At 58.2% G+C, this 14,935-nt stretch carries 10 protein-coding genes; 5 read left to right on the forward strand and 5 right to left on the reverse strand.

The window, feature by feature from the left end; genetic code table 11:
- Positions 1-307: 307 nt before the first annotated feature.
- The gene (locus tag ACA052_RS07490; RefSeq protein ID WP_497649085.1) at positions 308-2,401 is read left to right on the forward strand and encodes an LTA synthase family protein; all 2,094 of its coding nucleotides are present in this window, start codon (positions 308-310) and stop codon (positions 2,399-2,401) included.
- Between the two features lie 60 nt (positions 2,402-2,461).
- On the opposite strand, the gene ACA052_RS07495 is transcribed toward ACA052_RS07490, so the two are convergent.
- Positions 2,462-2,620, reverse strand: a complete 159-nt coding sequence (locus tag ACA052_RS07495) for a DUF3309 family protein (RefSeq protein ID WP_169858239.1) — start codon at positions 2,618-2,620, stop codon at positions 2,462-2,464.
- A gap of 329 nt (positions 2,621-2,949) precedes the next feature.
- On the opposite strand from ACA052_RS07495, the gene ACA052_RS07500 reads away from it, so the two are divergent.
- The 3 genes from ACA052_RS07500 (at position 2,950) to csrA (ending at position 4,501) form a co-directional block, all read left to right on the forward strand.
- Entirely contained in the window at positions 2,950-3,765 is an 816-nt protein-coding gene (locus ACA052_RS07500) for an SDR family oxidoreductase (RefSeq protein ID WP_497649086.1), read from the forward strand.
- Between the two features lie 64 nt (positions 3,766-3,829).
- Positions 3,830-4,162, forward strand: a complete 333-nt coding sequence (locus ACA052_RS07505; RefSeq protein ID WP_059406827.1) for a YnfA family protein — start codon at positions 3,830-3,832, stop codon at positions 4,160-4,162.
- Between the two features lie 153 nt (positions 4,163-4,315).
- The gene (csrA, locus tag ACA052_RS07510; protein WP_497649087.1) at positions 4,316-4,501 is read left to right on the forward strand and encodes a carbon storage regulator CsrA; all 186 of its coding nucleotides are present in this window, start codon (positions 4,316-4,318) and stop codon (positions 4,499-4,501) included.
- 5 nt (positions 4,502-4,506) lie between these two features.
- Here csrA and ACA052_RS07515 read toward each other — a convergent pair whose 3' ends face one another.
- From ACA052_RS07515 to ACA052_RS07530, 4 genes are all read right to left on the reverse strand, one after another.
- A complete protein-coding gene (locus tag ACA052_RS07515) occupies positions 4,507-4,734 on the reverse strand; it encodes a YheU family protein (RefSeq protein WP_007945785.1) in 228 nt (75 codons plus the stop codon).
- 229 nt (positions 4,735-4,963) lie between these two features.
- Positions 4,964-6,154: an osmoprotectant NAGGN system M42 family peptidase gene (locus ACA052_RS07520; protein ID WP_497649088.1), complete on the reverse strand. Its 1,191-nt coding sequence runs from the start codon at positions 6,152-6,154 to the stop codon at positions 4,964-4,966.
- 161 nt (positions 6,155-6,315) lie between these two features.
- On the reverse strand, positions 6,316-8,064 hold the full coding sequence (gene ngg / locus ACA052_RS07525; RefSeq protein ID WP_497649089.1) for an N-acetylglutaminylglutamine synthetase: 1,749 nt from the start codon (positions 8,062-8,064) through the stop codon (positions 6,316-6,318).
- 3 nt (positions 8,065-8,067) lie between these two features.
- Complete coding sequence (locus ACA052_RS07530) at positions 8,068-9,840, reverse strand: N-acetylglutaminylglutamine amidotransferase (RefSeq protein WP_497649090.1); 1,773 nt, start codon at positions 9,838-9,840, stop codon at positions 8,068-8,070.
- A 296-nt stretch (positions 9,841-10,136) separates the two neighbouring features.
- Here ACA052_RS07530 and ACA052_RS07535 point away from each other — a divergent pair, with 296 nt between their 5' ends.
- The gene (locus ACA052_RS07535) at positions 10,137-14,930 is read left to right on the forward strand and encodes an NEL-type E3 ubiquitin ligase domain-containing protein (RefSeq protein WP_497649091.1); all 4,794 of its coding nucleotides are present in this window, start codon (positions 10,137-10,139) and stop codon (positions 14,928-14,930) included.
- The last annotated feature ends 5 nt before the right edge of the window (positions 14,931-14,935 follow it).

The raw sequence follows: 14,935 nt of genomic DNA on the forward strand, positions 1-14,935 counted from the left end.
GCAAAAACGGATATGTCCCCGAACAAAAAACACACGTCACTATAAAAACACATACTCCCGCGAACTAACTGGCATCAGGAACTGGGGACTAAATTGTGTTTCCGAATATGCGTTGCACAAAATTTTCACAAAGCCTCCAAGACAATTCGCCCGCGCCAGCAATGCCCGGCAGTAATCAATGGCAATGCTGCGGTTGATCGTGCAACATTTGCGCACCGCGCAAGCCCCGGGGCCAAGTAATGGCCAACAGAGGGCAGGGCGCAGCAGTATTTTTGAAACTTCAACTTCCAATGGGTCCTAAAACGACATGGCAATCCCGGACGCCCTGAATCAGCAGCGAGCTTCAAGTCGCCTGCTGCAACCGACCGTCAAATCGCATCTGGCCTACACGCTGTTGTGTGCCCTGGTCATGATGGTCATGTTCAGCCTGCTGCGCGTCGCGCTGCTGGTCTACAACCGCGAGATGATCCTCGACACACCTGCCGCGACCTTTTTCGAGGCGTTTGCCAACGGCCTGCGTTTCGACCTGCGCCTGGTGGTCTATCTCAGCATTCCACTGCTGTTGGCCCTGTTCAGCGCCCGCGCCATGGCCGCTCGAGGGTTCTTCCGTTTCTGGCTGACTATTGCCTCGAGCATCGCGCTGTTCCTGGGCCTGATGGAAATGGACTTCTACCGCGAGTTCCACCAGCGCCTCAACGGCCTGGTCTTCCAGTATGTAAAGGAAGACCCGAAAACCGTGATGAGCATGCTTTGGTACGGTTTCCCGGTGGTTCGTTACCTGCTGGCCTGGGCCGTCGGCACCTTGATCCTGACCCTGGCATTCAAGGGCGCCGACCGTGCGACCCGTCCTCGCGGTCCCTTCAGCGGCGGCAGCATCGGCACGCGCCAGATCGCCCCGTGGTATGCGCGCATCGCGGTGTTCGTGGTGTGCCTGCTGATCTGCGTCGTTGCCGCTCGTGGCACCCTGCGTCAGGGCCCGCCGCTGCGTTGGGGTGACGTCTACACCACCGATTCGAACTTCGCCAACCAGTTGGGCCTCAACGGCACGTTGTCGCTGATCGCGGCGGCCAAGAGCCGGATGTCCGAAGATCGCGACAACATCTGGAAGGCGACCCTGCCTCAGCCTGAAGCACAGAAAATCGTGCGTGACATGCTGGTGATGGCGGATGACAAGCTGGTAGACGCCGACACCGCTGCAGTGCGTCGCGACTACACGCCGCCGGCGGACAAGACCCTGCCGATCAAGAACGTCGTTGTGATCCTGATGGAAAGCATGGCCGGTCACTCGGTGGGTGCCTTGGGCGCGCCGGGCAACATCACGCCGTACCTCGACAAACTGTCGAAAGAAGGCCTGCTGTTCGACCGCTTCTTCTCCAACGGTACCCATACGCACCAGGGCATGTTCGCCACCATGGCCTGTTTTCCGAACCTGCCGGGTTTCGAATACCTGATGCAAACCCCGGAAGGCAGCCACAAGTTGTCCGGCCTCCCCCAGTTGCTCAGCGCCCGTAACTACGACGATGTTTACGTCTACAACGGCGACTTCGCCTGGGATAACCAGTCGGGCTTCTTCAGCAACCAGGGCATGACCAACTTTATCGGTCGCAACGATTTTGTGAACCCGGTGTTCTCCGATCCGACCTGGGGCGTGTCCGACCAGGACATGTTCGACCGTGGTCTGGTCGAGCTCAAGGCGCGGGAAAACGGCAAGCCGTTCTATGCGTTGCTGCAAACCCTGTCCAACCACACGCCATACGCCTTGCCGACGCCATTGCCGGTCGAGCCTGTGACTGACCGTGGCAGCCTGAACGAGCATTTGACCGCCATGCGTTATGCGGACTGGGCAGTCGGTCAATTCTTTGAGAAGGCCCGCAAGGAGCCTTATTTCAAGGAAACCCTGTTTGTCATCGTCGGCGATCACGGGTTTGGCAACGAGCGTCAAATCACCGAAATGGACCTGGGCCGCTTCAACGTGCCGATGCTGATGATTGCACCGGGCATCCAGGAAAAGTTCGGGCAGCGTGACCACACGGTGGGCACTCAGATCGACATCGTGCCGACCATCATGGGCCGCATCGGTGGCGAAGTGCGTCATCAGTGCTGGGGACGTGATCTGCTCAACCTGCCGGAAGGCGACACCGGGTTTGGCGTGATCAAGCCGTCGGGCAGTGAACAGACCACGGCGATCGTTACGGCTGACCAGATTCTGGTGCTGCCGAAGGAAAAGGAGATGGCGCCGAAGATGTATCAGTACGTACTGGGCGCAAATCCCCACGCCGAGATCGTTCCGGATGCACCGCGTACGGCTGAGTTGAAGCTCAAGCTCGAAGCGTTCCTGCAAACGGCGACCAAAAGTCTGATCGACAACACCGCCGGAGTGGTTGACGGCAAGCCGGACTAAGTTTGGCGCAATAAAAAAGAGGCCCTTCAAAAGGGCCTCTTTTTTTTGCCTGCTAAATCTTTATATCTTGCCGAGTAACAGCAGGATCAACAGCACCACCAACACCACGCCGATGATACCCGACGGGCCATAACCCCAACTTCTGGAGTGTGGGAAGACCGGCAAACCACCTACCAGCAGGAGGATCAGGATAACGATAAGAATTGTGCCCATGTCTATTTCCTTGTTGGAAGTGTTCTGGAGTGACCTAGCTTTTACTATCAGCTGGAATGCAATAAATCCGAGCTGCTTACAAAATCCGACAGTCGCGAACGACGGAAAATTCCAAGTTTTTTTAATGTTTTTCGAAGAAAGGCTTATTTCGTTATTTTAATTTGCCCATTTCGCTGTGTATGAAAGGCAAAAGATCGCAGCCTTCGGCAGCTTCTACAGAAGGTGGCAATCTTTTGGCTTTGCTTCGGCTATTCAGCAATCTGATGGAGCGTGGGTCGGTCAATATCCTTCGCTACACTCGGCATATCTTCCCCGGAACAACAAGGCTGTTTGCTATGCAAAATCGCATGATGATCACTGGCGCGGGCTCGGGTCTAGGTCGCGAAATCGCGCTGCGCTGGGCGCGTGAAGGCTGGCGGCTGGCTTTGTCGGATGTCAGCGAACCGGGACTGCAGGAAACCCTGAAACTGGTTCGCGAAGCCGGCGGTGATGGTTTTATCCAGCGTTGCGATGTGCGTGACTACAGCCAGCTGACCGCCTTCGCCCAAGCCTGCGAAGAGAAACTGGGTGGCATCGACGTCATCGTCAACAATGCCGGGGTTGCCTCGGGTGGGTTTTTCAATGAACTGTCGCTGGAAGACTGGGACTGGCAAATCGCGATCAACCTGATGGGCGTGGTCAAGGGGTGCAAGGCCTTCCTGCCGCTGCTGGAAAAAAGCAAAGGCAAGATCATCAACATCGCCTCGATGGCCGCCCTGATGCAAGGCCCGGCCATGAGCAACTACAACGTGGCCAAGGCCGGCGTGGTGGCCTTGTCTGAAAGTCTGCTGATCGAACTGGCACAACAGGAAATCGGCGTGCACGTCGTTTGCCCGTCATTCTTCCAGACAAATCTGTTGGACTCCTTCCGAGGCCCGACGCCGGCCATGAAAGCCCAGGTTGGCAAACTGCTGGAAAGTTCGCCGATCACCGCTGCCGACATTGCCGACTACATCTACCAGCATGTTGCCGCCGGCGAGTTCATGATTCTGCCCCACGAACAGGGGCGTATGGCCTGGGCGCTCAAACAGAAGAACCCGCAACTGCTCTACAACGAAATGACCGTCATGGCCGATAAAATGCGCGCCAAGGCCAAACAATCCGCAGGCTGAACTTGCCCGTAGGCAACACCGTCGCTAGGGTGGCCGCAATCGGTCATCCTCGCGAGACGTCTGCATGCTAAATTACCTGTGGTTTTTCCTTGCCGCGCTGTTTGAAATCGCCGGCTGCTTTGCCTTCTGGATGTGGCTGCGCCAGGGTAAAAGCGTTTGGTGGGTGGTGCCGGCGCTGCTCAGCCTGACCTTGTTCGCGCTGCTGCTAACCCGGGTCGAAGCGACCTACGCCGGGCGCGCCTATGCGGCTTACGGCGGCATCTACATCATTGCATCGATTGGCTGGCTGGCGGTGGTCGAGCGGATTCGACCGCTAGGCTCGGACTGGATTGGTGTGGCGTTGTGTGTGATCGGGGCGAGCGTTATCCTTTTCGGCCCTCGCTTCTCCGCTTCCTGAAGGATCGGTCCTTCATTCATAGGGTTTGTCAGACGTTTCCGTCAGAGAGGCTTGTGCGGCGCCGTAGGGCAGGTCTGGTTTGCTGTCATCGCATTGAAGACTCGCTGCGCGGCGGGCATCTTCAGGGTTCGATAACCCTGAAGGACGAATGCCATGCTTGTACTCAGCCGCGTTGAAGGCGAATTGATTTCCATCGGTGACGACATCACTGTGCGTGTTGTCGCCGTCAACGGCAACACCGTGCGCTTCGGTGTGGAAGCGCCGCTGAGCGTCAATGTGCACCGCGCCGAGGTCTATGAACGCATCCAGAAAAAACTGGCCAAAAACAAGCGGCGCTGAAGGCCTCAGTCGAAAAGGTGTTTGGGCACGTCATGCTTGAGCATCAACTGGCATTGCTCGCTTTCCGGATCGAAGACGATCAATGCCTGACCCTTGGTCAATGCCTGACGAACCCGCAATACGCGGGTTTCCAGCGGCGTGTCGTCGCCGTTGTCCGTGCCGTCACGGGTGACGAAATCCTCGATAAGGCGAGTCAGGGTGTCGACTTCAAGTTGGTCGTAGGGAATCAGCATAGGCACCTCGGCTAAACAATGGCGCGATGCTACGGCGGTTATGAACGCATCACCAGATATTCGGCACCATCACTGACGCAAAAGATCCCGTAGGAGCTGCCGAAGGCTGCGATCTTTTGATCTTCAGCGATATGACTGTCGTCAAAGATCAAAAGATCGCAGCCTTCGGCAGCTCCTACAGTTTGCGGTTGCGGTTGCGGTTGCGGTTGCGGTTGCGGTTGCGGTTGCTTTAGCTTTCGGAGCGCTGCCCCACCAGGCTATCCACCGAGGGCACCCGGGTATCGCTTTCCATCTGCGTGTCATGCTCGATTTGATGACTGAACCGGTCCAGCGAACCCTTGGCCGGTTGTGCGTCGCTGGCGAACACCGGTGGGCTGAGAATGTAGGCGCCGAGCAGGCGGCTAAGGGCGGCGAGGCTGTCGATGTGGGTGCGTTCGTAGCCGTGAGTGGCGTCGCAGCCGAAGGCGAGGAGGGCGGTGCGAATGTCGTGGCCGGCGGTCACAGCCGAATGGGCATCGCTGAAGTAGTAACGGAACAGATCGCGGCGCACCGGCAACTCGTTGTCACTGGCCAGGCGCAACAGATGCCGCGACAGGTGATAGTCATAAGGCCCTCCCGAGTCCTGCATCGCCACGCTGACAGCGTGCTCGCTGGAGTGTTGGCCCGGTGCGACCGGCGCAATGTCGATTCCGACGAATTCACTGACATCCCAAGGTAACGCTGCCGCCGCGCCGCTACCGGTTTCCTCGGTGATGGTAAACAGCGGATGACAGTCGATCATCAACGTTTCGCCGCTGTCGACGATGGCTTTAAGTGCGGCGAGCAGCGCCGCGACACCGGCCTTGTCATCCAGGTGACGGGCGCTGATGTGTCCGCTTTCAGTGAACTCCGGCAATGGATCGAAGGCCACAAAATCACCGACGCTGATCCCCAGGGAATCGCAATCGGCGCGGGTGGCGCAGTAGGCGTCCAGGCGCAACTCGATGTGATCCCAACTGATCGGCATCTCATCCACGGCGGTATTGAACGCGTGCCCGGAAGCCATCAACGGCAACACGCTGCCACGGATCACGCCGTTATCGGTAAACAGGCTGACGCGGCTGCCCTCGGCAAAACGGCTGGACCAGCAACCGACCGGCGCCAGGGTCAGGCGTCCATTATCTTTCACTGCGCGAACCGCGGCACCGATGGTGTCCAGATGCGCGGAAACTGCCCGGTCCGGGCTGTTCTTCTTGCCCTTGAGGGTGGCGCGGATGGTGCCGCGGCGGGTCATTTCAAATGGAATGCCAAGTTCTTCAAGCCGTTCGGCGACATAACGCACGATGGTGTCGGTGAACCCGGTCGGGCTGGGAATGGCGAGCATTTCCAGCAGGACTTTTTGCAGGTAGTTCAGGTCCGGTTCGGGAATTTTGCTGGTCATGGAAACTCCTGATGAGTTGAGGCCATCGATGGTTTCGATGAGGGAATTCTTTATCACCTGTCAGGCCGCCTTCGCGGGCAAGCCTCGCTCCTACAAATACGAGGCGTTCAGCGGTAGGAGCGAGGCTTGCCCGCGAAGAGGCCAGTCCAGGCACTGCATCACTAAGAGACCGCCGGCTGACTATGCGGAAACAACAAATCCACAAACCGCTCGGCCGTCGGCTGCGGTTCATGATTGGCCAACCCCGCACGCTCATTGGCCTCGATAAACACATACTCCGGTTGGTCGGCGGCCGGCACCATCAGGTCGAGCCCGACCATCGGGATGTCCAGCGCCCGAGCTGCACGCACCGCGGCGTCCACCAACGTCGGATGCAGGATCGCCGTAACGTCCTCTAGCACTCCGCCCGTATGAAGATTCGCCGTACGCCGTACGAAGAGATGCTCGCCAGCCGGCAGAATGCTGTCGTAGTCGTAGCCCGCTGCCTGCAAGGTGCGTTGAGTCTCATGATCCAGGGGGATTTTACTTTCGCCACTGGTAGCCGCCTGACGACGCCGGCTCTGGGCTTCGATCAGCGCTCCAATGGAGTGCTGGCCATCACCGACGACTTCAGCCGGCCGGCGAATGGCGGCGGCGACCACTTCGAAACCGATCACCACAATCCGCAGATCCAGCCCTTCGTGGAAGCTTTCCAGAAGCACTCGCGAGTCGAACTGTCGAGCGGCTTCGATGGCTTGCTGGACCTCTTCGATGGTCTGTAAGTCCACCGCCACGCCTTGGCCCTGTTCGCCATCCAGCGGTTTGACCACCACCCGTTGGTGCTCGTCGAGAAACGCCAGGTTGTCATCGGCGTTGCCGGCCAATTGCTGCGAAGGCAGGTTCAACCCGGCAGCCTTCAGCACTTTATGGGTCAGGCTTTTGTCCTGGCACAGGCTCATGCTGATGGCGCTGGTCAGGTCGCTCAGCGATTCGCGGCAGCGCACCCGGCGGCCACCATGGCTCAGCGTGAACATGCCCGCGTCGGCATCATCGACCTGCACATCGATACCACGACGATGGGCTTCCTCGACGATGATTCGTGCATACGGATTGAACTCGGCTTCAGGACCTGGCCCGAGAAACAACGGCTGATTGATGCCGTTCTTGCGCTTGATGGCGAAGGTCGACAGGTTGCGAAAGCCGAGCTTGGCGTAAAGACTTTTCGCTTGCCGATTGTCGTGCAGCACGGACAGGTCCAGGTAACTCAGCCCACGGCTCATGAAGTGTTCGATCAAATGCCGCACCAACACTTCACCCACACCGGGTCGCGAACACTGTGGGTCGACCGCCAGGCACCACAGGCTGCTGCCGTTTTCCGGATCATTGAACGCCTTATGGTGATTGAGGCCCATCACACTGCCGATGATCGCGCCGCTGTCTTCGTCTTCGGCCAGCCAATACACAGGGCCACCCAAGTGACGTGGCGTCAGCAAACTCGCATCAATCGGCAGCATGCCGCGCCCCTGATACAACTGATTGATCGCCTGCCAATCCGCCTCGCTTTGCGCACGACGGATGCGAAAGCCGCGGAACACACGGGTCGCCTGCCGGTAATCGCTGAACCACAATCGTAACGTGTCGGATGGATCGAGAAACAGCTGCGCCGGTTCCAGCCCCAGCACTTGCTGCGGGGCTGCGACATACAATGCAATGTCGCGTTCGCCCGGCTGCTCATTGAGCAGCTCTTGAGCGAGGCTGGCCGGATCGGGGAACGTATGGCCGATCAGCAATCGGCCCCAACCGCAATGCACGGCAATCGGCGCGGCGCCCAGTTCGCTGCCATCTTCGGCCAGGCGTGCCTGCAACCGTTCGTAAGAAGGTGACTGACCGCGCAACAAGCGTTGGCTGTAAGCCGTGGCGTGGGGTTTCATCAATCAGATTCCTTGTTCACTGAGCCACAGGTTCAGCGCGGCCAGCTGCCACAATTTGGAGCCGCGCAACGGGGTCAGCTGGCCTTGTGGATCGGTCAGCAAGCGGTCGAGCATGGCCGGGTTGAACAGGCCGCGATCCTGGCTTGGATCGAGCAGCAACTCGCGCACCCAATTCAGTGTGTCGCCCTGCAAATGCTTGAGTCCCGGCACAGGGAAGTAACCTTTCTTGCGGTCGATGACTTCACTCGGAATCACCAGCCGCGCCGCTTCTTTCAATACTTGCTTGCCGCCATCCGGCAGTTTGAATTTGCCCGGTACGCGGGCCGACAGTTCCACCAGTCGATAGTCGAGAAACGGTGTACGCGCTTCCAGACCCCAGGCCATGGTCATGTTGTCCACGCGCTTGACCGGGTCGTCCACCAGCATCACCGTGCTGTCCAGGCGCAAAGCTTTGTCCACCGCCGCGTCGGCGCCGGGCTCTGCGAAATGTTCCTTTACGAAGTCGCCAGCAGCGTCATTGGCCGTCAGCCATTGGGGTTGAACAGTGGCGGCGTAGTCCTCGTAGCTGCGGTCAAAAAACGCATCGCGGTAAGCCGCGTACGGATCGCTTGCGCCATCGACCTGCGGATACCAGTGATAACCGGCAAACAACTCGTCGGCACCCTGGCCGCTTTGCACCACTTTGCAATGCTTGGCCACTTCACGCGACAGCAGATAGAACGCGATGCAGTCGTGGCTGACCATCGGCTCGCTCATGGCGCGGAACGCCGCAGGCAGTTGTTCGATGATTTCTTTTTCGTCGATGCGCAGTTGATGGTGATGCGTGCCGTAATGCTTGGCGATCAAATCTGAATACTGGAACTCGTCGCCGCGCTCGCCGCCGGCATCCTGGAAACCGATTGAGAACGTCGACAGGTTTTCCACGCCGACTTCACGCAATAGACCGACCAGCAGGCTCGAATCAACACCACCGGAAAGCAGTACGCCAACGTCGACCGCTGCACGTTGACGAATCGCCACCGCATCGCGGGTACTGTCGAGTACGCGATCACGCCAGTCTTCGAGCGTCAGATTCATCTCGTCGGCGTGTGGGCCGTAGGGCAAGGTCCACCAGGTTTTCTGTGTGGTGGTGCCGTCCGCTTCGATGCGCATCCAGGTGGCGGGTGGCAGTTTTTCAATACCGGCCAGCAAGGTGCGCGGGGCCGGCACCACGGCGTGGAAGTTCAAGTAGTGATTAAGCGCCACCGGATCGAGTATCGGGTTGATATCGCCGCCCTTGAGCAGCGCTGGCAGCGCCGAGGCAAAGCGCAGGCGCTGGCCGGTGCGCGACAGGTATAACGGCTTCACGCCAAGACGGTCGCGGGCAATGAACAGGCGCTGGGCATCACGCTCCCAAATCGCGAAAGCGAACATGCCATTGAGTTTCGGCAGCAGCGCTTCGCCCCAGGCGTGATAGCCCTTGAGCAGCACTTCGGTGTCGCCACCGGAATAGAAGGCATAACCGAGACTTTCCAGCTCAGTGCGCAGTTCCGGGAAGTTGTAGATCGCACCGTTAAACGCCAGGGACAAGCCCAGTTGGTTGTCGACCATTGGCTGCGCCGAGCCGTCCGACAGGTCCATGATTTTCAGGCGACGATGGCCGAGGGCAATCGGCCCTTGGGCATGAAAGCCCCACGCGTCAGGGCCGCGAGGTGCCAGGTGGTGGGTGATTCGCTCAACGGCTGCAAGGTCCGCAGGTTGATGATCAAAGCGTAACTCGCCAGCTAATCCGCACATAAAGTCCTTACCGGTTTTTCCGTTGGGGAGGGTCAATCGATACCACGCCAAAAGGGTGGGTACTCAGAAACTGACCCGGCGGGAACGTGGGAGTTTTAGATCGATAAGTAATAAGGCGTGGGATGAAGGGTCGCGGCTGTAGTGCAAAAACGCTGGCAAGGTGCGGTACATAGTTAGGTTAAACATTGGTAATTCTGCTGCTTAAATCGCTGAAGCCTGTTGGATTTTGCGTTATTCATCGATCAGCGCAGGCGTTACGTTAGAGGCTCACTTGTATGCAATAAGGAACATTGCGTATGTCAGTAAAGGACTCCGTCACTCCGGCTTTCAAGCCGTTTACAACCACAGACCAACTGGCTGCCCTCATGCAGATGACCGGTGATCTGGATACCGCTGAATCCCTGCAAAAAACCCTTCCGGCGTGGCTCATCGATGCAACACCGGAAAAAATCGCCGCGTTGGCGGCCGCCATGCGTGAGCTTCAGACGTCTCAGTTCAAAGTCCAGCCAACGCTTGATCGGCTCAAACCCTTGCACGAGTTTTGTCGCGCTGAACTGACCGAGGCGCTGACGCGGCAATACAGCGTGACCTTCGACGTTGAACAGGACGGAGTTGAACTGCCAGGCTTTGACTGCGGTTGCCCCGGAGCTACCGCGCCCGAGGATGTCGCCAAACAGAAAGTTATCGCCAAACGCAGCCTGTTGCTGGCGGCGATGCATAACTTCACCGAGGATGAGACAAAGGACGATGGCTTTCCTGCGGGTGGCATTGTGCGCGTGGGTTCGACACCGGCCGGCGTGCCTCGCTTGACGCCCATGGCATTTGCCAAAGTCTGCCGCGACCTGGATGTGGGCAAGCGTTACCAGACTCATTTCGAGGCAACCTTCAAACCTGCCGAGCTTGATCTTGATATCCGCCAGCTCAAGGCAAACGCCCTGAAGGTTGATGCGCACACCGCGTACTTGAAGGGGCACATCGGTGAGTCGGCGTTTCAAATGTTGCAGGGGCTGGAGCTCACCAGTGGTGCTGGAAAGGCATCGGGCATCAAGCCAATCCTCTACGAAACCGCTGCCGTTCAGATGCAAGGGCTGGAGTTGTTTGGTGCTTGTATTTGGGGAGTTGTGATCTTTTCGAAGCGCTCTCTCAAGGACCACCCCCTGGACGCGTGCGTGGTGTATATGCCGAACGAGCCCGATCGGCCGGTCTACGAATACACCACCTTCGCGCTGTTCCAGTGGTACTTGACCCGGCAACTGAGCATCAGCACCTACTCCGACTTTTTTGCCGGTTACATCGATGAAAGCCGCAGAACTGATTTTTTCAATTCACTCGCCAAGAAGGAGCCCTGGAAACTCGACACACCCGCCATTCCCATGACGCTATTCAGTTTCCTCTATCAAAGCCACGTCACGAAGATGAAAACCGATGCGTTGGAGTTGGCGGTGCCGACTGCGGAAGTGGATGCCGACGTTCGTCAGAAACGTCTGCTGGGTTACGAGGACGCAGGCCTGCTGATCGCCAACCTCGCCGGGCTGTTTGTACCGGTGCTGGGGCAGTTGATGATGGGTGTCGCCGTCGGACAGCTGTTGGGCGAGGTTTACGACGGCATTGAAGACTGGCGCCACGATGACAAGGTCGGCGCGATGGATCATCTGCTCAATGTGGCGGAAAACATTGCCATGATGGCGGCGTTAGCGGCCGGCACCAAAGTAGCCGGTTCATTGATCAAGAGGACTGTTGCGGAGCATCCGGACTTTTTCGGTCGCTTCATGGCCGTCAACAATGCAGCGGGCCAACCGAGACTCTGGAAGCAGAATGTGGAGCCATACCGACACATCCCGACGACGGATGTGATCGCCGATGCCGAGGGTATTTATAAGGTCGGCACGCGGCGGTTTGTCAGGATCGACGGTGTCACTTATGAAACCACCTTCGATCCATCGCTGGCCATGTGGCGCGTCACGCATCCCACTCGCAGCGGTGCTTTTTCGCCGGTTATCGAGCACAACAACGAGGGTGGCTGGCGCTTTGCACATGAGCAACCGCAAGAATGGAGCAGCGGCCTTTACGCGTTGAAGCGCATTGATCCGGACCTGGCTGAGCTTGACGAGGCACGGCTGGAAAACATCCGCAAAATCAGCGATGCCTCTGCCTGGCAATTAAATCATCTGGGTGAAGAGAACAGGGCGCTGCCTGCCCGGGTGAAGGATTGCATCGAGCGGTTCCGGATCGAGCAAAAGTTGAGTGACTTCATTTCGGACATGGAAAGCGGCAACTCGCGAAATGCCGACCACGCTTACACTCAGCTGCACACATTACCGTCGTTGTCCGGTTGGCCGGCGGAACGCTACATCGAAATACGCGATGGTGAGCGCAAAATAACGGCGATGTATCCGCCATCGACACTGGTGGCAGATGAAGAGTTGAGTGTCGAAGTCACGCAAGAGCAGCTGAGCAAGGGCGAGCTGCTTGAAACCGTTCTCGCAAAACTCTACCCAAGCGAGGTTGATGTGTTGTTGGGGCTGCGGGTTGCCAGCAATCTGCAGGGCCGCGAGTTGGGGAAAAAGCTCGGGGCGGCGGTCAAGGCCGATCGCAGGTCTGCGTTCAAACACCTTTATCAGCGCTATGACCAGAGTACGGTTGGCGATGTACAACAGATACGCAGCGTATTTCCCGAGGTTCCTGTTGGCATCGTGCAGGCGTTGATCGAGGGGGCCACCAGTGCGGAACGGTTGCACTTGCGGGCAACCGGTCGGGTTCCCATGGGATTGGCGCAGAAAGTCCGCCAGGCACTAGCCGAAGTGCGTTTGGACCGAGCGTTGGCGGGCTTGTACTTGCCCGAGATCGCCGAGGCCGATAGCCACACACTGGCCCTGGGATTGTTGCCTCGCTTGCGTGGCTGGAGCGACAGTCTACGAATGGAACTGCGCGATGGCTCAGTGACCGGTGCCTTATCGGCCAGTGTCGGCAAGGAAGACGCGGCGCTCAAGCGGATTATCGTCAGCACGGCCAACGGCCACGAGGCATTTGGCAGCGACGGTAAATCGCTGGGGGCTGCTGTTTCGGGATCAAACAGTTTCTACCACGCCATCCTGCATGCCATCGGGCAGGATCAGCGCACCGCCATGGGCATAACCACGTTAGGTGAGACTGACGGCTGGCATTTGCGTAGCGATGTATTGAGCAAGGGACTTGATGATCGGTCGGATGCCGGCCGGGCGCTATCGGGCGCTACTCTTGATGAGTCGGTCTCGGCGGTCGATTGCCTGCAAGCCGATGCCACCGTGCCTGACTCACCTCATCCTCGGGCGCTGGTGCGCAAGGTCAAAAAACTGTACCCCTTGTTTTCCGACGCACAGGTCCGCACGTTTCTTGACGACTTGGGCAGCGATCACTTGACGCGAGCGAACGAAGTACGAAAGCAACAGCAGTCATTGAAAACGTTGCGAACGGTGCTCGAAGTCTGGAGCAAGGATGAGACCGGCCTGAACACGACGGCAGAGAAAACCGAGCGGCGCCAGAGCCGCAGACAGGTGTCCGACCTTATACAGAACTGTTGGCGGCGCTTGTCTTTCCTGCGAGATGACAAGGGTATTTCGGTGCCAGGTTTAAAGATCGAAGGGATGCGTGTGGGCCGACTTCCGATACTGCCGCCAGAGCTGGGCTTCGATCACGTGCGGTCGCTATCACTCAAAAACACCGACCTGGACAACGATGTCGCCTATTTCCTCAAGGTGTTCAAAAAACTCGAGTCGCTTGAACTCAATGACAACAAGCTGACGCGGTTACCTGAAGTGCTTTCGCTGATGCCGAATCTCAAACACCTGAGTCTATCGGGCAATGACCTGCGATTGACCGAGCACACCCTGAAGAAGCTGTCAGGGATTCGCACCCTGGAAGCCCTCAACCTGAGCGGCAACCGCAACCTTGGCGCAACGCTCGATGTCGGCAACCAGTTTGATTTGCGCTACTTGTCGTTGCGCGATACCCACGCCACTGAGCTGCCGAAAAGCCTGGCGCGCCTGCCCAATCTGGACCGGGTCGATCTTCGTGATAACGAAATCAAGGAACTGCCGGACTGGTTGTTCTCGAGCACTCGTCGGTTCAGTGAGACGCTCAATTTGCGGCATAACCCGCTTTCCAATCGCAGCCGCGCTCGACTCAAAAGCTATCGCGACCGGGTCGGCATCGGCATGGGGTTCCTCGAGGACGACATTGAACGCCTGAACGAACAACGAGCCCGGGAACTCTGGTTGCCGGAAGACTGGGTGTCGCCCGCACGGACTTCTACCTGGGTTGCATTCAAGGACGACCCCGCCTCCGATGGCCTGTTTCGACTGTTGGCCGAGTTGGGTGACACCGCCGATACCGAACATGTGCGCGAAGACATGACTCGGCGAGTCTGGGGCGTATTGGATGCTGCCCAAGTCGACACCCCTGTGCGTGAACAACTATTGGAATTGGCGGCCAACCCGATTAACTGCACGGATTCGGCGGCGCTGAACTTCAGCCACCTGGAAGTTGCGGTGGAGGTCGACAAGGTGGTCAACTCGGTGCGCTCTGCGGCGTCGCAGTTGTTGAAACTGGGGCGTGGTCTGTTTCGACTCGATCAATTGGAACACATTGCCCGGACCCGGATTGCGAAAGATCCCCTGGCCGATCCACTGGAAGTCAGCCTCGCCTTTCGAACCGGGTTGGCAGAGACCTTTGAGTTGCCGGGTCAGCCCAGGCATATGCGCTATGCATCGTTGAGCGGTGTGACTCAAGCCATGCTCGATGTCGCGGAGCAAACAATAAAAACCGCTGAACTGTCGCCGGCCTTCATGAGGTTTTTGATCCGTCAGCCGTTCTGGACCGATTACCTGAATCGCACATACCCGCGGCAATTTGCCTCTGTAAACGAAACGTACCCGGTGAAGTTGCAAGCCGTGTTCGAGAAGGCTGACAGTCTCACGACGGCCGAGTATCTCAGTCAGGTATCGGTGATCAAGGCCGCCAAAGAATCCGCTGAGACTGCCATTTTCGAACGCTTGACCCACGACGCCCTGAAAATTGCGGATCTGGGCATCTGCGAACTTGCGGACAGCTGAGTTGA

It is taken from the genome of Pseudomonas sp. LBUM1644 (genome assembly GCF_059716195.1).